Source organism: Polaribacter sp. Asnod6-C07, assembly GCF_045063625.1.
In the GTDB taxonomy this organism is placed as follows: Bacteria; Bacteroidota; Bacteroidia; order Flavobacteriales; family Flavobacteriaceae; genus Polaribacter; species Polaribacter vadi_A.
This window is the reverse complement of record NZ_JBEFOF010000005.1, coordinates 2,320,556-2,341,959: the sequence shown is the minus strand read 5'-3', so window position 1 is coordinate 2,341,959 and position 21,404 is coordinate 2,320,556. Positions and strand designations below refer to the sequence as shown.

Genomic DNA, 21,404 nt, shown 5'->3' with positions numbered 1-21,404 from the left:
ATTTTTTTTGAATATCTTAAAATTATAATTTTATATCACTAAAAGTCAGCAGTTAAAGTTATTTAATAGATTTTAGAAATCATTAGAACAAGATTTAACTTTCAAAAACTATAAAGTACTTTCATTATATTTGTAGAAAATTATAATTTTTAATTATGTCGTTTAACTCTTTTGGAAATTTATTAAAAGTAACAACTTACGGAGAATCTCATGGAACCGCTATTGGTGGTATTATAGATGGTTTTCCTGCTGGTTTAGAAGTTGATTTCGAAGCTATTCAAGATGAGCTAAATAGACGTAAACCTGGACAATCTAAAATTGTTACCCAACGTAAAGAACCAGATACTGTAGAATTTTTATCTGGAATTTTTGAAGGTAAAACTACTGGAACTTCAATTGGTTTTGTAATTAAAAATACAAATCAAAAAAGTAAAGATTATAATCATAATACAAATGTATATAGACCTTCGCACGCAGATTATACTTACGACCAAAAGTATGGTTTAAGAGATTATAGAGGTGGTGGAAGAAGTTCTGCTCGTGAAACTGCTAACTGGGTGGTTGCTGGTGCTTTAGCTAAACAATTAGTTTCTAGCATTAAAATAAATGCGTTTACTTCTTCTGTAGGTGATATTTTTATGGAAAAACCTTATCAAGAGGTAGATTTTTCTAAAACAGAAAGTAATATTGTTCGTTGTCCTGATGAAACATCCGCAGAAAAAATGATTGACAAAATTAAAGAAATCAGAAAAGCTGGAGATACTATTGGAGGAACCATTACTTGTGTAGCTCAAAACGTGCCAGTTGGTTTGGGTGAACCCATTTTTCATAAATTACATGCTCAATTAGGTAGTGCAATGTTATCTATAAATGCAGTAAAAGGTTTTGAATTTGGTAGCGGATTTTGTGGCGCAAAAATGAAAGGTTCTGAACATAATGATATTTTTAATGCTGATGGATCTACTAGAACCAACTTATCTGGTGGAATTCAAGGTGGAATATCTAATGGAATGGACATCTATTTTAGAGTTGCCTTTAAACCAGTAGCCACAATAATGAGTAGCCAACAAACCATTAATTCTGAAAATGAAGTTACAGAAATTACAGGAAAAGGAAGACATGATCCTTGTGTTGTACCTAGAGCTGTTCCTATTGTAGAAGCTTTAACAGCCTTAGTTTTAGCAGACTTTTTATTGCTAAATAGAACAAGAACAGTATAATTCACTTTCTTGTTTTTTTAAAAATTTCGTAAAACATTTATTGAATTTTACTTAATAAATATTAAAATCAATATAATTTACTTCACTTAGTAGATTCTTAATTATATGTGTATTTTTAAGGCATTAAATTTGATGTTTGAATTCTCATAGACTTTATTTTATTGATATTGTGCGCGCTTTTGCCATTTTAATGATGTTGCAGGGTCATTTTATTGATACACTTTTAGAGGTTTCTTATAGAGATTCAAATTATAATATTTACAGAGTTTGGGCTTATTTTAGAGGAATAACAGCACCAACTTTTTTTACCATTTCTGGATTAATTTTCACCTATCTTTTGTTAAAAGCTAAAGAAAAAGGCATTGAAAAATTAAGAATGAGAAAAGGAATTATAAGAGGTTTTTTCTTAATTGGAGTTGGTTATTTATTACGAATCGATATTTTCAACTGGTTGTCAGGTAATTTTAACCCTTACTTTTTAGTGATAGATGTCTTACAGATAATTGGTATTAGTTTAATATTAATAATTGGTATTTACTTTTTATGTAATAAAAAAACGATTCTTTTTTCTTCTATCGTTCTAGTTTTGGGTACAGTTCTATTTTTAACAGAACCTTTGTATCGAAATATAAATGTTTCTTCAATTCCGTTATTTTTAAGCAATTATATCTCTAAAAGTAATGGTTCTATTTTCACAATAATTCCTTGGTTTGGTTATATCTGTTTTGGTGCTTTTTTATCAACCTTATTTTATAAAAACTTACACAAAAAATATTTTAAAAAAACAATTATTACTTCATTTATAGTTACGGGTTTATTGTTAATTTTCTACTCCTCTTTTTTCCTAGCATATCTATCCAAAATGTTTCATGTTCAATTATTTATGGATTCTGCTAGCTATAATTACCTATTTACTCGATTTGGAAATGTGTTATTATATTTTGCTTTTTTCTACGGATTAGAAAGTTACTTTAAGAACCCTATTCTTTTAAAAATCGGTCAAAAAACATTATCTATTTATGTGATTCATTTTATAATTATTTATGGAAGTTTTACGGGTTTGGGTTTAAACAGTTTAATTGGTAAAACATTAAACCCTATTGAAGCAATTTTAGGTGCAATTTTATTCTTGATATTAGTATGTTTGTTGGCTTACTTTTATGTAAAAACAAACACATTCTTGTATTTAAACTCTAGGAAAATTTATGATAAATTTAAAGGAAAACCAGAATAATTACGACTATAACTTTATGAAATCTACATTATTTATTCTTTCTTTATTGTTATCAATTAACAGTTTTTCTCAAAAAAAATACTTAGAGAAAATAGCAAAAACTTCTGTACATAAATTTACTTATCAAAGAATTAAAAAAGAAAAGAATTTAAAATTAGATTTTTACAAACCCAGAAAAGTGAAAGGTTTAAAGCCTTTAATTATTTATGTTCATGGAGGTGGATTTTCTGGCGGACAAAGAAATGACAAATACGCTGTAGACTTCTCTAAAGAAATGGCAAGTTATGGTTATGCTGTAGCTTCTATTTCTTATCGTTTAACAATGAAAGGAATTGGTTTTGGCTGCAAAACAAAATCTGATTTAAAAATTAAGGCTTTTAATGAAGTTTCTAAGGATATTAGTTATGCTATAAAGTACATTATAAAACGTAATAGAAAATTTAAAATAGACACAACCAAAGTTATTTTAGTAGGCTCTAGTGCTGGTGCAGAAGCAGTTTTAAACATAGCTTACGTTTATGAAAATGAGATTCTAGATTCAAGTTTTAAATTTGCAGGAATTATTGGTATGGCTGGTGCAATTACAACTATTGATAAAATAACAAATGATAAAGCAATACCAACACAACTTTTTCACGGAGAAAAAGATGATTTAGTGCCCTATAATATTGCTCCACATCATTATTGTAAAAAAGAAAATATTGGTTATTTAAGATTATATGGTTCTAGAGCAATTGCAGATCAATTAAAATCTATTGGTAAATCTTACTATTTATATTCAGTTAAAAATGGTGATCACAGTTGGAATTCTAGACCTATTTATCAATGTAAAAACGAAATTTTAGATTTTTTGTATTTTGATGTTTTACAGAAAAATGAAAGACAAACAGAAGTTAAAATCTGACAAATAAAAAAGCCGTACTAAAAATATAGCACGACTTTTAAAGTTCAAATATTTAGATTTTTTTATTTGATTAATCTATTAAAATCATAAAAATAAAAATTCTTTTCATCGTTCATTGCAACAAACAAACCGCTTTTAAACGTGTTGTTTAATGGCACAGTAACCACATCACAACCATCAGTTTCTAAGGTTGATAAATTAATTGCTTTAACAAAATTATTTGTTGTTCTATCAAACAAATTAAATTGTCCTTTTTGTTGATCAGAAATAATAATATATCCTTTTTTGTCTTCTAATTTGGCAATGGCAATTCCTTCTATATCTTCTAAAAAATACTCGCCACCAAAACATGCTATTTCTTCATTTCCTTTGGTTGGTTCTGCATAATATTTTCGAATGCAAGCACCTTCATCAGAATAATACACAAAACCCATTTCTGAATCTACAGCAATAGCTTCTATTTCTTTTTTACCACTAAACTTACCAAATTTTCTTACCAAATTAGCTTGTATCAAATTGTTTGCTGCTGTTAATTTGTATTGATATAAATATCCTTCTTTAGGTCCTGATTTTCTGCCTACAATAGTATAAAAACTATCATCTAATTTAGATTTATAAAAAGCAACACCCATAGGTAATTTGAGTTCTGCATTTTTTTCATCAACAAAAACAGGAAAACCTCCATTGTCTAAAGGTTGCATATCTGGTACAGAAAAAATTCTTATTTGTTGTTTTTCTCTTTCTGTAAACACTAATATATCTGTAGCTGTAGAATCGTTAATTTTAAACCCGTATTCTAAATCTACATTATTAGGTCTTTTAATATTTCTGATGGTTTTATTTTCTATAATTTTTCCATCTAAATTAAAAGCATAAATGGCTCCATTTGTTTTTTTATCGGTACCAAAAACAATGCTTTTAGAAGCATCTTTTGGGTTTACCCAAATTGCAGGATCATCTGTATCATTCAGTGTTTTTTCTGTAATAATATCTGGTGTTATTGTTGGTAGTTTACTACCAGAATTACAAGAAAAAAAGTAAAAAGCACTAAGTAATATAGTACTTTTTACAATTTTATTTTTGTTTAATAAACTCATTATTAATTTCTTATTTTTTAAACAAATCGTATTTTAAACCAAAGGTAATTCTTCTTCCATAATATTCCATTTGCATAGTTCTATCACTTACACCTTGGTAATAACGCAAAGGTTGGTCTGTAATATTATTAACATCAGCATAAATACTTAGGTTATTGTTAATCGCAAATGTTGCATTAAAATCTAAGAAAAATTGTTGATCGTAATAACGATCTTCAAAAGCATTACCACCAATTTCATCTACATAAGCATCAGAAAAATTAGCAGAAACTCTAGCTGAGAATTTTTTACCACCATAAGCTAAAGAACCATTAAACATATTTGGTGCTGTGTTTGGCAAATCTAAATCGTCTCTTTCATCTCCATCTTCATTACGAATTCCATTTGCGTTAGAAGTTAAATAAGTATAGTTTAAATAAAGACTAAAGTTCTTTAAAAATCCTGGTAAGAAATCTAATTTTCTCTGGATAGCAAATTCAACTCCGAAAATAGAAGCATCATCTCCATTTAAAGGTTGATAAACATCAAACCCTGTTGTACCTGCTCCGTAAAAATCTGAAGATGTTTCTTGTTGAAAAGTATAAATAAAATCGTTTATCTTTTTATAGAATAATCCACCAGAAAGTAAACCTACATTGTTAAAATAAGTTTCTGCCATTAAATCGAAGTTCATAGAAGTAGTTGGCTCTAAATCTGGGTTACCTACAAAAATTTCATCATCCCCAGTTACAACATCTAAAGTAGGTGTTATGTCTGCATAATTTGGTCTTGCAATAGTGTTTGTCCAAGCAAAACGAACTACTGTATTATCTGTAGCATCGTATTTAAAATGTACACCTGGCAATATGTTTGTATAAGTACTTTCTTTAGTTGTTGTACCATTTAAAGTATCTTCATCTAAAATATTATTACCAGTTGCAGTTAAAGTTGTATGCTCTAAACGAACACCAGCTAAAACACTTAATTTATTCGATAAATTTTGATTTGCCATTAAATACGCAGCATAAACATTTTCTTCTACATTATAATTGTCTCTTAAAAACTCATCGTCTACAGACTCACCATCTGCTAAATTTAAAGCTCCTAACCATTCTTCGGATGCAAATAAACCAGCTTGATATTGGCTACCAGCAAGAAAATCTGCTTTAGAATAATCTTTGGTTGGTATACCCTCTAAAGTTGAGTAAGCACTTTCTAAATCATACTCAAAGAAATTATTGTCTCTGTATTTGGTTTTAAATCTACCTCTTGCTCCAAATTTTATAAATCCATCACCTTTACCAAAAAAATCTGCAGGCAATTCAAAGTTTACAAAAACATTAAAATCTTCTTCTTCTGTATATTGATTTTCTTCTGTAATTTCTCCATATTCAAAACTTGCAAGATCATTAAAATCAGAAGCATCAACAGGTGAGTAAAAAGGGTTTTCTGAATCTGTACTGCTATTGATGATATACTCAGATTCAAACTCTGCATATCTTTCATTTAATCTTTCTTCAGAAGCTTTTGCTAAAGAAGCCATCCAATCGATTTTTAAATTACCAGCAACATGGTTACCTCCTAAAGAATAGTTTTGCATTCTTTGGTCTTCTAAACGTCTGTTTTTATTTCTGTCGTTATTTATACCACCTTTCGATTGTCTAACTACAGACACAGGAAACATTGTTGGTGTGTTGTTTGTTAGTGTAAAATCACCAATTTCAATATCTTCTGCATCTAAAATTTCATGCTCTAATCTAAAACGATTTTCTCTGTCATCTCTCCAGTTATACATCGATTTAAAATAGATGTTGTTGTTATCATTTATTTGATAATCGAAATTTGCAGAAAAACTTCTACGTACTCTTTGTACTAAATACGTTCTTTGTTCAAATACGTTTGTATAAGGATTTACTTCCATTTCTACTTCGTCTGTACCATCAAAATAAGCGAATTCATCTGTCCATTCTGCTTCTACATTATCAGAACCAAAATCGTTATCATTAACGGTTGCAGAAAGCATCCATCCAAATTTCTTGTCTTTAGAACGATCACCTACTAAAAAAGAACCATTTAAAATTCTTTTATTTGTAATGGTATTTACACCAGAACCTGCTGTTGCAGATAATCTAAAACTTTGTGGAGCTGTTCTTGTAACTAAGTTTACAGCCCCCCCTAAAGCATCTGCATCCATATCTGGAGTTACAGCTTTGTTTACTTGGATAGACTGAATCATATCAGAAGGAATTAAATCCATTTGAATGTTTCTGTTATCTCCTTCTGCAGAAGGAATTCTACTTCCGTTTAAAGTAACAGAGTTTAATTGAGGAGAAAGTCCTCTAATAACAATATTTCTAGCTTCACCTTGATCTACTTGCATGGTAATACCAGGAATTCTTTTTACAGCATCTCCAATATTTGCATCTGGAAATTTACCAATTTGATCTGTAGACACAACATTGGTAATGTTTATGTTATTTTTTTGAGTATTTAAAGCCTTAGCTTGGCCACTTAAGCTGTAAGATCTAAATTCAATTTCATCTAATTCAATGCCTCCAGATTTTAATTCTAAAATTACTTTTGTAGTTTCGTTTTCTTTTACAACTACTTGTTTCGTAATATCTTTATAACCTAAATAGGTAACTTTTAAAGTATAAGTACCAACAGGTATAGATACAATTGTAAATCTACCGTTAAAATCTGTAACGTCTCCTTTTTTAATTGTTTCTAAAGATACATTTGCTCCTGGAACATAAATACCATTTTCATCGGTAATTAAACCTTGAATAGTACCTGTTTGTCCAAAAGACTTTGCAGCAGACATTGATAAAACTGCAATGAATAGAATAAATTTTAATTTGTTTAGTTTCATTTTATTTGGTTAAAATTTTTAACAAAACTAACTTTTGATAAGTTTTAAAAGATTAACAAAATGAAAAGAAAAAGCTAAATTATAATTGAAAAACACCACTAATTAACATTAAATTAATTTCATTTTTACAATAATTTTAAAGCGCTCTTGCACCTATTTAATTGTTAAATAATCTTTACATTTACTATTTAATCTTTTAAATTGACTATGCTATGAAAACAATATTTATACCAAATCTATCTTATTTTCTATTGATATTAATTGTCTTATTTTTTACAAGTTGCCAAATGACAGAAGAATTAACTGTTACAAAAAACGGAAGTGGAACTGTATCTTTTAAAGTTGATGCTTCGTTTTTTATGCAAATGATGGGCGATAAATTAAATAAAGAAAAAACGAATACTAATTACGATACTATTATTCATTTTAAAGATGTTATCAAACAAAATAAAGATAGTATTTTAAAACTATCGCAAGAAAAACAAAAATCATTAAAAAAATTGGAAAATTTTAGCATGAGAATGCAGATGAATTCTGATACAGAAAAAATGAATTTTGATATGTTTACCAACTTTAAAGATGTAAAAGAATTGAATAATATGCTAAATTCTTTTCAAGAAGGTTATGGTTTGGCTTCGAAATCTAATAAACTTTTAGCTTCCGGAAAACAAACTAAAAAATTAAGTGAACCCAAAACACCTTCTACTAAAGTTAACTATTTGTATTCGAAAAAGAAATTTGAACGCAATACAGAAATTTTAAATCCTGAGCAATTGAAAAAAGAAGTTGATAGTTTAGGGAAATTAAAAACTATGTTTTCGAGTTCAACCTATAAATTGATTTATACATTTCCTAAACGAATAAAAAATGCCTCTATTAAAGAAGCCTATTATAGTGCTAATGGTAAAACCATAACTATTGAAAAGAATATTATTGATTATTTTTCGAATCCTAAAATTTTAGATTTCTCAGTAGAGTTTTAAATAAAAAAAGTGAAACTAACGTTTCACTTTTTTATGATTAAGCTTGTCCTGTAGGTCCAAAATTCATTGGTACTGGAGGTTTCTCATAATCTTTGATTTCACCATGTTGTTGTTCAAATTTACGAACATTATCTGCTAACGCTTTGGTTAATCGTTTTGCATGTTGTGGTGTTAGAATAATTCTAGATTTTACTTTGGCTTTGGGTACACCTGGCATAATATTTATAAAATCTACAATAAATTCTGACATAGAATGATTGATAATTGCTAAATTAGAATACGTACCTTCCGCAACTTCTTGATCTAATTCTATATTTAATTGTCCATCTTTATTTTGGTTATCTTCCATAGTTATTGGGTTGTATTATTAATATCAATAAAAAAAGTTGAATTATTTGTAGTAAAAATACTACAAACAATTCAACTTATATAATTTTTAAACGTTAACGTTCAAACGTTTAATTAGAAACTTTGTTCTATTTCATCTTTAGGTCCTACAATAATTTTATCATAAGATCTCATACCTGTACCTGCTGGAATTTTCTTACCAACAATTACATTTTCTTTTAATCCTTCTAAAGTATCTATCTTACCATTTACAGCAGCCTCATTTAATACTTTTGTTGTTTCTTGGAAAGAAGCAGCAGAAATAAACGATTTTGTTTGTAAAGAAGCTCTTGTAATACCTTGTAAAACTTGTTCAGCTGTTGCTGGTCTTGCATCTCTTGCAGTAACTAAGTTATTGTCATTTCTTCTTAATAAAGAATTTTCATCTCTTAATTGACGTGCAGAAATAATTTGACCTGCCTTTAAGTTTTCAGAATCTCCAGCATCTTCAACAACTTTCATTCCGTAAATAGCATCATTATCTTTGATGAAATCAGTTTTATGAATTAATTGATTCTCTAAGAATAAAGTATCTCCAGAATCTATAATCTTAACTTTACGCATCATTTGACGAACTACAACTTCGAAATGTTTGTCGTTAATTTTTACACCCTGTAAACGATATACTTCTTGTATTTCATTTACTAAGTATTGTTGTACTGCAGATGGCCCTTTAATTCTTAAAATATCAGAAGGTGTTGTAGCACCATCAGATAATGGCATACCTGCTTTAATAAAGTCATTTTCTTGAACTAAAATCTGGTTAGAAAGCTTAACTAAATACTTACTAATATCTCCTGTTTTAGATTCAACAATAATCTCTCTATTACCTCTTTTAATTTTTCCGAAAGAAACTACACCATCAATCTCAGAAACTACAGATGGGTTAGAAGGATTACGTGCTTCGAATAATTCTGTTACACGTGGTAAACCTCCTGTAATATCACCTGCTTTACCAGATTTTCTAGGAATTTTAACTAAAGTATGTCCAGATTCAACAGTATCTCCATCATCAACCATTAAGTGTGCACCTACAGGTAAACTGTAAGAACGTAATGCATTACCATCTTCGTCTTCAATAATTAACGAAGCAATAATCTTCTTGTTCTTAGAATCTGTAATTACTTTTTCTTGGAAACCAGTTTGTTCATCAATTTCTACAGAGTAGTTCATACCTTGCTCTAAATTGTCGAACTTAACTTTTCCTGCAAATTCAGAAACAATTACACCATTAAATGGATCCCATTGTACAACAACATCACCTTTCTTAATTGTCTTTCTTTCTTTATCAAAAATAATAGAACCGTAAGGTAAAATATTTGTACTCTGAGTTATACCTGTTTTCTTGTCTTTAATTTTTATTTCTGCAGTTCTAGATATTACAATATCAACTTCTTTACCTTCGTTGTCTTTACCAACAACTGTACGTAAATCATCGATAGTTACATTACCATCAAACTTAGCAATCAATTTGTTTTCTTCTGATATGTTACCAGCAACTCCACCAACGTGGAATGTACGTAATGTTAACTGTGTACCAGGTTCACCAATAGATTGTGCAGCAATTACACCAACTGCTTCACCAATTTGAACTTTGTTACGAGTTGATAAACTTAAACCATAACATTTAGCACAAATACCTCTAGTAGACTCACAAGTTAAAGCAGATCTTACTTCTAATCTATCAATACCAGAAGCTTCTACAGCATCAGCTAATTTAGATGTAATAGATTGATTCGCTTTTATAATTAATTCTTCTGTTACTGGGTGATAAACATCTTGTAAAGAAATACGTCCTTCTATTCTGTCTGCAATAGATTCAACAATTTCATCATTTTTCTTTAAAGGTGTTACCTCTAATCCTCTTAATGTACCACAATCTTCCTCATTAATAATAACATCTTGAGAAACATCAACCAATCTACGTGTTAAGTAACCAGCATCTGCCGTTTTTAAAGCGGTATCTGCAAGCCCTTTACGTGCACCGTGAGTTGAGATAAAGTATTCTAAAATCGATAAACCTTCCTTAAAGTTAGAAAGAATCGGATTTTCAATAATTTCTCCACCACCAGCTGTAGATTTTTTAGGTTTTGCCATTAATCCACGCATACCTGTTAACTGACGAATTTGTTCTTTAGAACCCCTTGCACCAGAATCAAGCATCATATATACTGAGTTGAAACCTTGTTGATCTTCACGTAAACGTTTCATAGATAATTCAGTTAATCTATTGTTGGTAGAACCCCAAACATCAATTACCTGATTGTAACGCTCTTTTTGCGTTAACATACCCATATTATAGTTACCTACAATAACATCAACTTCTTTATTTGCTTCATCAATCATAGATTGCTTTTCAGCTGGAATAATAATATCCCCTAATGAGAATGATAAACCACCTTGAAAGGCAAATTTATAACCCATATTTTTTATTTCATCTAAGAATGCACCTGTTGTAGGTATATCTGTAGCTTTTAAAATACCACCAATAATACCACGTAAGTTTTTCTTAGTTAATACCTCATTGATATAACCAGCAGCAGCAGGAACTTTTTCATTAAATAAAACTCTACCAACAGTAGTTTTAATAATTTTTGTTACTTGTTCTCCATTTTCTCCTAAATCTTGAGTTCTTACTTTAATACCAGCATTTAAGTCTACCATTTCTTCGTTAAAAGCAATAGTAACTTCTTCTGGAGAATAGAAAGTTAATCCTTCTCCTTTAATTGGTACTTCAGGAGTAGAAATTCTTTCTTTTGTCATATAGTATAAACCAAGTACCATATCCTGAGAAGGTACAGTAACTGGAGCACCATTTGCAGGGTTTAAGATATTGTGAGAAGCTAACATTAATAATTGTGCTTCTAAAATAGCTTCTGGTCCTAATGGTAAGTGAACCGCCATTTGATCTCCATCAAAATCGGCATTAAATGCAGAACACGCTAATGGGTGTAACTGAATAGCTTTACCTTCAATTAATTTTGGTTGGAATGCTTGTATACCAAGTCTGTGTAAAGTAGGAGCCCTGTTTAATAAAACTGGATGACCTTTAATTACATTTTCTAAAATATCCCAAACAACTGGTTCTTTTCTATCAATTATTTTCTTTGCAGATTTTACTGTTTTTACAATTCCTCTTTCAATTAATTTTCTAATTACAAAAGGTTTATAAAGCTCAGCTGCCATATCTTTTGGCAATCCACACTCAGATAATTTCATTTCTGGTCCAACAACAATTACAGAACGTGCAGAATAATCAACACGCTTACCAAGTAAGTTTTGACGGAAACGACCTTGTTTACCTTTTAATGAATCTGATAAAGATTTTAAAGGTCTGTTAGATTCAGTTTTTACTGCAGATGATTTACGTGTGTTATCAAATAATGAATCAACAGATTCTTGTAACATACGTTTTTCATTACGTAAAATAACTTCAGGAGCTTTTATTTCAACTAATCTTTTTAAACGATTGTTTCTGATAATAACTCTTCTATATAAATCATTTAAATCTGAAGTAGCAAAACGTCCACCATCTAATGGAACTAAAGGTCTTAATTCTGGTGGAATTACCGGAATTGCCTTCATAATCATCCACTCTGGATTATTTTCTCTATTTTTCTGAGAATCTTTAAATGCTTCAACAACATTTAAACGTTTTAATGCTTCAGTTTTACGTTGTTTAGACGTTTCTGTATTTGCTTTGTGTCTTAATTCAAAAGATAAAGACTCTAAATCAATACGAGCTAATAAATCAATTAAACACTCAGCCCCCATTTTAGCGATAAACTTGTTTGGGTCTGAATCATCTAAATATTGATTATCTTGAGGTAACTCATCAGCAATATCTAAGTATTCTTCCTCTGTTAAGAAATCCATTTTTTGTAATGGTTCCCCCTCTGGATTTTTAGCAATACCAGGTTGAATTACTACGTATCTTTCGTAGTAAATAATCATATCTAACTTTTTAGATGGTAAACCTAAAAGGTATCCCATTTTGTTAGGTAATGATCTAAAATACCAAATGTGAGCTACAGGAACAACTAAGTTAATATGCCCTACTCTATCTCTACGTACTTTCTTTTCTGTTACTTCTACACCACATCTATCACAAACAATTCCTTTGTAACGTATTCTTTTGTACTTACCACAAGCACATTCATAATCCTTTACAGGACCAAAAATACGCTCACAAAATAAACCATCTCTTTCTGGTTTGTGAGTACGATAATTTATAGTTTCTGGTTTTAAAACTTCACCTTTAGAGATTTCTAGAATCGCTTCTGGAGATGATAAACCAATTGAGATTTTGTTAAACTTTTTTACAGTGTACTTCTCTTGTTTTCTTGCCATGTCTTTTAATAAGTATTCAGTTGGCAGTATTCAGTTTTCAGTAACATAAAGGTTACTGAAAACTGGTTACTGAAAAAATTTATTCTTCTAATCTAACGTCTAATCCTAAACCTTTCAGTTCGTGCATTAATACGTTAAACGATTCTGGTAAACCTGGTTCTGGCATAGCTTCACCTTTAACAATACTTTCGTATGTTTTAGCTCTACCCATTACATCATCAGATTTTACAGTTAAGATTTCTCTTAATATGCTTGACGCTCCATAAGCCTCAAGTGCCCAAACTTCCATCTCTCCAAAACGCTGACCTCCAAACTGTGCTTTACCTCCTAAAGGTTGTTGTGTAATTAAAGAGTATGGTCCAATAGAACGTGCGTGCATTTTATCTTCAATCATATGCCCTAACTTAATCATATAGATGATACCAACTGTTGCTGGTTGATCGAAACGTTTTCCAGTTCCACCATCATATAAATAAGTATGTCCAAATCTTGGTACACCAGCTGAATCTGTAATTCCGTTGATCTGATCTAAAGATGCTCCATCAAAAATTGGTGTTGCATACTTAGTATCTAATTTTTGACCTGCCCAACCAAGAACAGTTTCATAAATCTGACCAATATTCATACGAGAAGGTACACCTAATGGATTTAATACGATATCTACAGGAGTCCCGTCTTCTAAGAAAGGCATATCTTCTGCTCTTACAATACGAGCTACAATACCTTTATTTCCATGACGTCCTGCCATTTTATCACCCACTTTTAACTTACGTTTTTTAGCGATGTAAACTTTGGCTAATTTTAAAATACCTGCTGGTAATTCATCTCCTACTGAAATTGTAAATTTCTGACGACGTAAATTACCTTGTAAGTCATTTACTTTAATTTTATAGTTATGAACTAATTCACCAACTAAACTATTTAATTCACTATCAGTTGTCCAAGAACCTGTTAAATGAACATAATCATCTACAGAATTTAACATTTTTAAAGTGTATTTTTTACCTTTTGGTAAAACTTCTTCTCCTAAATCGTTAAATACACCTTGAGACGTTTTACCACTAATTAAAGTGAATAATTTCTCAATTAATTCGTCTTTTAAACCTTCAAATTTAGAAACGAAAGATTGCTCTAAAGTTGCAACAGCTTCTTTATCTCTTAATCTTTTGTTTTTATCTTTTACAGCTCTTCTGAATAATTTTTTATCAATTACTACACCTCTTAATGATGGAGAAGCTTTTAATGATGCATCTTTTACATCACCTGCTTTATCACCAAAAATAGCACGTAATAATTTTTCCTCTGGAGTTGGATCAGATTCTCCTTTTGGTGTAATTTTACCAATTAAGATATCACCAGGATTAACTTCTGCTCCAATTCTAATCATTCCATTTTCATCTAAATCTTTAGTGGCTTCTTCTGAAACGTTAGGTATATCATTAGTTAACTCTTCAGTACCTAATTTTGTATCTCTAACATCTAAAGAATACTCATCAATATGTATAGATGTAAATATATCTTCACGAACAACTTTTTCAGAAATTACAATTGCATCCTCAAAGTTATACCCTTTCCAAGGCATAAAGGCTACTTTCATATTTCTACCTAAAGCTAATTCTCCTTTTTGTGTTGCATAACCTTCACAAAGTACTTGTCCTTCTTCTACTCTATCTCCTTTTTCTACAATCGGCTTTAGGTTGATAGAAGTACCTTGGTTGGTTTTTCTAAATTTAATTAAGTTATAAGATGTTTCATCAGAATCAAAACTAACCATTTTTTCTTCTTCAGTTCTATCGTACTTAATTGTAATTTTATTAGCATCTACATAAGTTACTACACCTGCTCCTTCTGCATTAATTAAGATTCTTGAATCTTTTGCAACTCTACGCTCTAAACCTGTACCAACAATTGGAGATTCTGGACGTAATAAAGGAACTGCTTGACGCATCATATTCGATCCCATCAAAGCACGGTTGGCATCATCATGTTCCAAAAATGGAATTAAAGATGCAGATATAGAAGCAATTTGATTTGGAGCAACGTCCATATAATCAATTGCATCTGGGCTAACAACTGGGAAATCTCCTTCTTCACGAGCAATAACTCTATCAGAAACAAAACTTCCATCTTCATTTAATTCTAAATTAGATTGGGCAAATTTCATACCTTCTTCCTCTTCAGCACTTAAATAAGTTGGTTCTGCTTTTTCTACAATTCCGTTGTCAACTTTTCTATAAGGTGTTTCTATAAATCCTAAGTTATTCACTTTTGCAAATACAGAAAGCGAAGAAATTAAACCAATATTTGGTCCCTCAGGAGTTTCAATAGGACATAAACGTCCATAATGAGTATAGTGTACATCACGAACCTCAAAACCTGCTCTTTCTCTTGATAAACCACCTGGCCCTAGTGCAGATAATCTACGCTTGTGAGTAATCTCTGCTAATGGATTTGTTTGATCCATAAACTGAGACAATTGGTTGGTACCAAAGAATGAGTTAATTACAGATGATAAAGTTTTGGCGTTAATTAAGTCAATTGGAGTAAACACCTCGTTATCACGTACATTCATACGTTCACGAATTGTTCTAGCCATACGTGCTAACCCAACACCAAACTGACCTGCTAATTGCTCACCAACAGTTCTTACTCGTCTGTTAGATAAGTGATCAATATCATCTACCTCTGCTTTAGAGTTAATTAACTCAATTAAATATTTAATAATAGTTATAATATCTAATTTTGTTAATACCTTTTGATCTATAGGTTCATTTAGTTGAAGTTTAGTGTTCATTCTAAAACGACCTACTTCTCCTAAATTATATCTTTGTTCAGAAAAGAATAATTTATCGATAATACCTCTTGCAGTCTCCTCATCTGGCGGTTCTGCATTACGTAATTGTCTATAAATATGCTCTACAGCCTCTTTTTCAGAGTTTGTAGGATCTTTCTGTAATGTATTATGAATGATAGCGTAATCTGCCATATGGTTATCTTCTTTATGAAGTAAAACCGTTTTAGCACCTGCGTCTATTATTTCATCTATATGTTCTTTGTCTAAAATTGTATCACGATCAAAAACGATTTCATTTCTTTCGATTGATACAACTTCTCCAGTATCTTCATCAACAAAATCTTCATGCCAAGTTTTTAAAACTCTTGCTGCTAATTTTCTTCCTAATACTTTCTTTAATCCAGCTTTAGAAACTTTTACCTCTTCTGCAAGGTCAAAAATCTCTAATATATCTTTATCTCTTTCAAAACCAATGGCTCTGAATAATGTTGTAACTGGTAATTTTTTCTTTCTATCAATATAAGCATACATTACTTGATTGATATCAGTAGCAAATTCTATCCAAGATCCTTTAAAAGGAATAACTCTTGCTGAATATAATTTTGTACCATTTGCGTGGAATGACTGACCAAAGAATACGCCTGGTGATCTGTGTAACTGAGAAACAACAACACGCTCTGCACCGTTAATTACAAAGGTACCAGAGTTTGTCATATAAGGAATTGTTCCAAGATATACGTCTTGTACAATTGTTTCGAAATCTTCGTGTTCTGGGTCAGTACAATATAGCTTTAGACGTGCTTTTAAAGGTACACTGTGCGTAAGACCTCTTTCTATACATTCTTGAATAGAATATCTTGGTGGATCTACGAAATAGTCTAAAAATTCTAAAACGAATTGATTTCTTGTATCTGTGATTGGAAAGTTATCCATGAAGGTTTTATATAAACCTTCTTCTCCTCTTTCTTCTGCCTTTGTTTGAAGTTGGAAAAAATCTTGAAAAGATTTTACCTGAATATCCAAGAAATCTGGATATTCTTTAATCATTTGAGAAGTTGCGAAGTTGATTCTTTCAGTAGTGTTTTTCGTTGCCAAAAGAGAATATTTTTTTGATTAAAATCTGAATTAAAATAAAGAACGAATATAGACACAAAATGGTTTAGGTCTAAAAACAATAGTCTTTAGTACCTAAACCTAAATTTGTTTTCCTGTTTTTGATACTTACAAAAATCAGGAATATGTATTTTACTTAAGCTCTACTTCAGCTCCAGCTTCTTCTAAAGATTTTTTAAGACCTTCTGCCTCATCTTTAGATACACCTTCTTTGATAGGTGCTGGTGCACTATCTACGATACCTTTAGCATCTTTTAATCCTAAACCAGTTAATTCTTTAACTAATTTTACAACTGCTAATTTAGAACCACCTGCTGCTGTTAAGATAACATCAAATTCAGTTTGCTCTTCAGCTGCTTCTTCTCCACCTGCTGCAGGACCTGCAACTGCTACAGCTGCTGCTGCTGGCTCAATACCGTACTCATCTTTTAAAATAGTAGCTAATTCATTAACTTCTTTTACTGTTAAGTTAACTAATTGCTCTGCGAAATCTTTTAATTCTGCCATTTTAATTGTTTTTAAAATTTTGTTTTATTATAGTTTATTTGTGCGCTTATTCTTTTTCAGATAAAGTTTTAATAATACCTGAAAGTGTTTGTCCACCAGACTGTAATGCTGAAATAACATTCTTAGCTGGAGACTGTAATAATCCAACGATTTCACCAATAAGTTCTTCTCTAGATTTAATATCTACTAAAGCTTCTAATTGATCATCACCAATGTAAACAGATTCTTCTGCAAAGGCACCTTTTAAAATAGGTCTATCTTTTACTTTCTTTCTGAATTCTTTGATTAATTTTGCTGGAGCATTTGCTGCTTCAGAAATCATCATTGATGTATTACCTTTTAATACTGATGGTAAGTCTTCAAATTCCTTATCTGAAGCTTCCATTGCTTTTGCAAGTAACGTATTTTTAACAACTGATAACTGGATCCCTGCTTTAAAACAAGCTCTTCTTAAATTAGAAGTAGTTTGTGCATCTAATCCTGAAATATCTGCTAAGTATACTGTATTTGTGTTTGCTAATACTGCTGTTAAATCTTGTATTACTTGTGATTTCTCTTCTCTAGTCATAATTATAAGTTTTAACGTATTAAACAGTTTTTACTTCAACAGCAATACTAGGACTCATAGTACTAGACATAAAAACGCTTTTTACATACGTTCCTTTTGCAGTTGTAGGTTTCAATTTAATAATAGTTTGTATTAACTCGTTTGCATTTTCTTCAATCTTCTTAGCATCAAAAGATACTTTTCCGATTGCTGCGTGAACAATACCAGTTTTATCAACTTTAAAATCGATTTTACCAGCCTTTACATCTGTAACCGCTTTTGCAACATCCATTGTTACAGTACCTGTCTTTGGATTTGGCATTAAACCTCTAGGACCTAATATTCTACCTAAAGGACCTAATTTTCCCATAACACTAGGCATTGTTATAATTACGTCTACATCTGTCCATCCTCCTTTAATTTTTTGAAGGTACTCATCTAACCCAACATAATCTGCACCAGCTGCCTTTGCATCTGCTTCTTTATCTGGAGTTACTAATGCTAATACTTTTACATCTTTACCTGTTCCATGAGGTAATGTTACAACACCTCTAACCATTTGATTAGCTTTACGCGGATCTACTCCTAAACGAATTGCTAAATCTACTGATGCATCAAACTTTACATTAGTAATGTCTTTGACTAGAGCTGAAGCAGCTGCTAAATCATAAGATTGAGTTTTATCAACCTTAGCGTAAGCTTCTTTTTGCTTTTTTGTTAATTTTGCCATTTTACTACTTTTTATAAAGTTTATGCTGGTGCATCACCTTTTACTGTTAATCCCATAGAACGAGCTGTACCTGCAATCATACGCATTGCTGAAGAAACTTCAAAGGCATTTAAATCTACCATTTTATCTTCTGCAATTACTTTAATTTGATCCCAAGTAACTGATGCTACTTTCTTCCTGTTTGGTTCTCCTGAACCTTTTTTAATTTTGGCCGCTTCTAGTAACTGAACTGCTGCAGGAGGAGTTTTTACAACAAAATCAAACGATTTGTCTTTGAAAACAGTAATAACAACAGGTAAAACTTTACCTTGTTTGTCTTGCGTTCTTGCATTAAACTGTTTACAGAACTCCATAATGTTAACACCAGCAGCTCCTAAAGCGGGTCCAACCGGCGGCGATGGATTCGCTGCGCCTCCCCTTACTTGTAACTTAACTACTTTACTAACTTCTTTTGCCATTTTAAAAATGTTTAATGATTTATTTTAAGTTGGAAGCCAAAAAATAAATCTATATATTTGTGTAACAATTATATCTTTTCTACTTGCATATAACTTAATTCTAATGGTGTTTTTCTTCCGAATATTTTCACCATTACTTCAAGTTTACGCTTTTCTTCGTTTACTTTTTCTATAGTTCCGTCAAACCCATTAAAAGGACCATCTACAACTTTTACTGTTTCTCCTTGGTTATAAGGAATTGCAATATTTTCATCTTGAACAGAAAGTTCATCAACCTTACCTAGCATTCTGTTTACTTCAGACTTTCTCATAGGCACAGGCTCACCACCTTTTGTTTCACCTAAAAACCCAATAACACCAGTAATTGCTTTGATAACGTGAGGAACCTCACCAGATAGATTAGCCTCTACCATTATATATCCCGGAAAATAAACTCTTTCTCTATTAACTTTTTTTCCGTTTCTTATTTGAACAACTTTTTCTGTAGGAACAATAACCTGATTTACATAATCAGATAAACCTACTCTAGAAATTTCTGTTTCAATATAATTTTTAACTTTATTCTCTTGTCCTCCAATGGCTCTAACAACATACCATTTCATCACTGAATCAGCCATAATTTATTTCTTAAAATAATTTGAAAAAGTTATCTAATCCAGTTTGAAAAACATAATCTATACCAGCAACTGCTAATGCGAATACAATTGTAAAAACAGCTACAGTAACAGTAGTTTTTTGGGCATCTTCTTTAGATATCCAAGTCATATGGTTACTTAATTCGTCAAAAGAATCTTTGATATATTGTATAAAGTTCATCTTACTTATTTTGTTTTGCACGGATTGAGGGACTCGAACCCCCGACACCTGGTTTTGGAGACCAGTGCTCTACCAACTGAGCTAAACCCGTCTCTATTATTTATTCATAAAGGCATCCCATTAAAATGGGACACCCTTTAAATTTATAAATTAGTAAACTAAAACAATATTAGTCTAATAATTCAGTAACTTGACCAGCACCTACTGTTCTACCTCCTTCACGGATTGCAAAACGTAAACCAACATTTAATGCGATTGGCTGAATTAAGTCTACTGTAATAGTTAAGTTATCTCCTGGCATAACCATTTCTACACCTGAAGGTAAATTAATTGTACCTGTAACATCCGTAGTTCTTACATAAAACTGTGGACGATAGTTATTATGGAATGGAGTGTGACGCCCACCTTCTTCTTTCTTAAGAACATAAACCTCTGCTTTAAACTTAGCGTGAGGAGTTACAGAACCTGGCTTACAGATTACCATACCTCTTTTAATATCTTCTTTTGCAATACCTCTTAATAAGATACCAGCATTATCTCCAGCTTCACCCCTATCTAAGATTTGACGGAACATTTCAATACCGGTAATAGTAGAAGACATTTTCTCAGCTCCCATACCAATAATATCAACAACATCTCCTGTATTAGCAATACCTGTTTCGATACGACCTGTAGCCACAGTTCCACGACCAGTAATTGAGAATACATCCTCAACAGGCATTAAGAAATCTTTATCAACCTCTCTTAAAGGTTCTTCAATCCAAGCATCTACTTGCGCCATTAATTCCAACACAGTATCAACCCATTTTTGCTCTCCATTTAAAGCTCCTAAAGCAGAACCAGAAACAACAGGACCATTATCTCCATCATACTCATAGAAAGATAATAATTCTCTAACCTCCATATCAACTAATTCCAAAAGCTCTTCATCATCCACCATATCAACTTTGTTTAAGAAAACAACGATACGTGGAATACCTACCTGACGACCTAATAAGATATGCTCTCTAGTTTGAGGCATTGGACCATCTGTAGCAGCAACCACTAAAATAGCTCCATCCATTTGAGCAGCTCCTGTAACCATATTCTTTACATAATCCGCGTGACCTGGACAGTCAACGTGTGCATAGTGACGATTAGCAGTTTGATACTCTACATGAGAAGTATTAATTGTAATACCTCTTTCTTTTTCTTCTGGTGCATTATCAATCTGATCAAAAGATCTAGCTTCAGAGAATCCTGCATCAGCTAATACTTTAGTAATAGCCGCAGTTAAAGTTGTTTTACCGTGATCTACGTGTCCGATTGTACCAATATTTAAGTGAGGTTTCGAACGGTCAAAAGTTCCTTTTGCCATAATTATTGATTTTAATTCTTAGTTTAAATATATTTAGTGTCTAATAATACTTTTTA

General features: G+C 31.2%; 16 protein-coding genes and 1 tRNA gene. 4 read left to right on the top strand and 13 right to left on the bottom strand.

The genetic code is table 11. The features are described from left to right. Positions 1 to 155: 155 nt before the first annotated feature. From aroC to ACJJVK_RS10040, 3 genes are all read left to right on the top strand, one after another. On the top strand, positions 156 to 1,220 hold the full coding sequence (aroC, locus tag ACJJVK_RS10050; RefSeq protein WP_405565702.1) for a chorismate synthase: 1,065 nt from the start codon (positions 156 to 158) through the stop codon (positions 1,218 to 1,220). Between the two features lie 136 nt (positions 1,221 to 1,356). Continuing rightward, positions 1,357 to 2,454: a heparan-alpha-glucosaminide N-acetyltransferase domain-containing protein gene (locus ACJJVK_RS10045; protein WP_405565699.1), complete on the top strand. Its 1,098-nt coding sequence runs from the start codon at positions 1,357 to 1,359 to the stop codon at positions 2,452 to 2,454. Further along, a complete protein-coding gene (locus ACJJVK_RS10040) occupies positions 2,426 to 3,358 on the top strand; it encodes a carboxylesterase family protein (protein ID WP_405565697.1) in 933 nt (310 codons plus the stop codon). Before ACJJVK_RS10045 ends, ACJJVK_RS10040 begins: the two co-directional genes overlap by 29 nt. A 62-nt stretch (positions 3,359 to 3,420) precedes the next feature. Here ACJJVK_RS10040 and ACJJVK_RS10035 read toward each other — a convergent pair whose 3' ends face one another. Together ACJJVK_RS10035 and ACJJVK_RS10030 are read right to left on the bottom strand one after the other, a co-directional pair. Next, on the bottom strand, positions 3,421 to 4,455 hold the full coding sequence (locus ACJJVK_RS10035; RefSeq protein WP_405565695.1) for a phytase: 1,035 nt from the start codon (positions 4,453 to 4,455) through the stop codon (positions 3,421 to 3,423). Between the two features lie 10 nt (positions 4,456 to 4,465). Next, complete coding sequence (locus tag ACJJVK_RS10030) at positions 4,466 to 7,306, bottom strand: TonB-dependent receptor (protein ID WP_405565692.1); 2,841 nt, start codon at positions 7,304 to 7,306, stop codon at positions 4,466 to 4,468. 212 nt (positions 7,307 to 7,518) lie between these two features. Between ACJJVK_RS10030 and ACJJVK_RS10025 the strand changes: the two genes are divergently transcribed. After that, on the top strand, positions 7,519 to 8,289 hold the full coding sequence (locus tag ACJJVK_RS10025; RefSeq protein ID WP_405565689.1) for a hypothetical protein: 771 nt from the start codon (positions 7,519 to 7,521) through the stop codon (positions 8,287 to 8,289). Positions 8,290 to 8,326: 37 nt separating this feature from the next. Here the strand turns inward: ACJJVK_RS10025 and ACJJVK_RS10020 are convergent, their stop codons facing one another. From ACJJVK_RS10020 to tuf, 11 genes are all read right to left on the bottom strand, one after another. Continuing rightward, positions 8,327 to 8,638 (bottom strand): DUF3467 domain-containing protein, encoded by a 312-nt coding sequence (locus tag ACJJVK_RS10020; RefSeq protein ID WP_405565688.1) that lies wholly within the window; start codon positions 8,636 to 8,638, stop codon positions 8,327 to 8,329. 113 nt (positions 8,639 to 8,751) lie between these two features. Next, the gene (gene rpoC / locus ACJJVK_RS10015; protein WP_405565685.1) at positions 8,752 to 13,026 is read right to left on the bottom strand and encodes a DNA-directed RNA polymerase subunit beta'; all 4,275 of its coding nucleotides are present in this window, start codon (positions 13,024 to 13,026) and stop codon (positions 8,752 to 8,754) included. A 79-nt stretch (positions 13,027 to 13,105) separates the two neighbouring features. Beyond that, positions 13,106 to 16,915 carry a DNA-directed RNA polymerase subunit beta gene (gene rpoB, locus ACJJVK_RS10010; protein WP_215993209.1) on the bottom strand — a complete coding sequence of 1,270 codons (3,810 nt, stop codon included), beginning with the start codon at positions 16,913 to 16,915 and terminating at the stop codon, positions 13,106 to 13,108. A 150-nt stretch (positions 16,916 to 17,065) separates the two neighbouring features. Then, complete coding sequence (gene rplL / locus ACJJVK_RS10005) at positions 17,066 to 17,440, bottom strand: 50S ribosomal protein L7/L12 (protein ID WP_215993210.1); 375 nt, start codon at positions 17,438 to 17,440, stop codon at positions 17,066 to 17,068. A gap of 46 nt (positions 17,441 to 17,486) precedes the next feature. Further along, positions 17,487 to 18,008 carry a 50S ribosomal protein L10 gene (rplJ, locus tag ACJJVK_RS10000; protein ID WP_405565681.1) on the bottom strand — a complete coding sequence of 174 codons (522 nt, stop codon included), beginning with the start codon at positions 18,006 to 18,008 and terminating at the stop codon, positions 17,487 to 17,489. Positions 18,009 to 18,027: 19 nt separating this feature from the next. Beyond that, positions 18,028 to 18,717, bottom strand: coding sequence for a 50S ribosomal protein L1 (gene rplA, locus ACJJVK_RS09995; protein WP_068357673.1), 690 nt, complete (start codon positions 18,715 to 18,717; stop codon positions 18,028 to 18,030). A gap of 20 nt (positions 18,718 to 18,737) precedes the next feature. Further along, on the bottom strand, positions 18,738 to 19,175 hold the full coding sequence (gene rplK / locus ACJJVK_RS09990) for a 50S ribosomal protein L11 (protein WP_068357676.1): 438 nt from the start codon (positions 19,173 to 19,175) through the stop codon (positions 18,738 to 18,740). A gap of 68 nt (positions 19,176 to 19,243) precedes the next feature. After that, on the bottom strand, positions 19,244 to 19,792 hold the full coding sequence (gene nusG, locus ACJJVK_RS09985; RefSeq protein ID WP_068357679.1) for a transcription termination/antitermination protein NusG: 549 nt from the start codon (positions 19,790 to 19,792) through the stop codon (positions 19,244 to 19,246). A 10-nt stretch (positions 19,793 to 19,802) separates the two neighbouring features. Continuing rightward, on the bottom strand, positions 19,803 to 19,991 hold the full coding sequence (secE, locus tag ACJJVK_RS09980) for a preprotein translocase subunit SecE (RefSeq protein WP_015480735.1): 189 nt from the start codon (positions 19,989 to 19,991) through the stop codon (positions 19,803 to 19,805). Between the two features lie 18 nt (positions 19,992 to 20,009). Further along, positions 20,010 to 20,082, bottom strand: a tRNA-Trp gene (locus tag ACJJVK_RS09975). Between the two features lie 78 nt (positions 20,083 to 20,160). Further along, a complete protein-coding gene (gene tuf / locus ACJJVK_RS09970) occupies positions 20,161 to 21,348 on the bottom strand; it encodes an elongation factor Tu (protein WP_405565676.1) in 1,188 nt (395 codons plus the stop codon). Between the last annotated feature and the right edge of the window lie 56 nt (positions 21,349 to 21,404).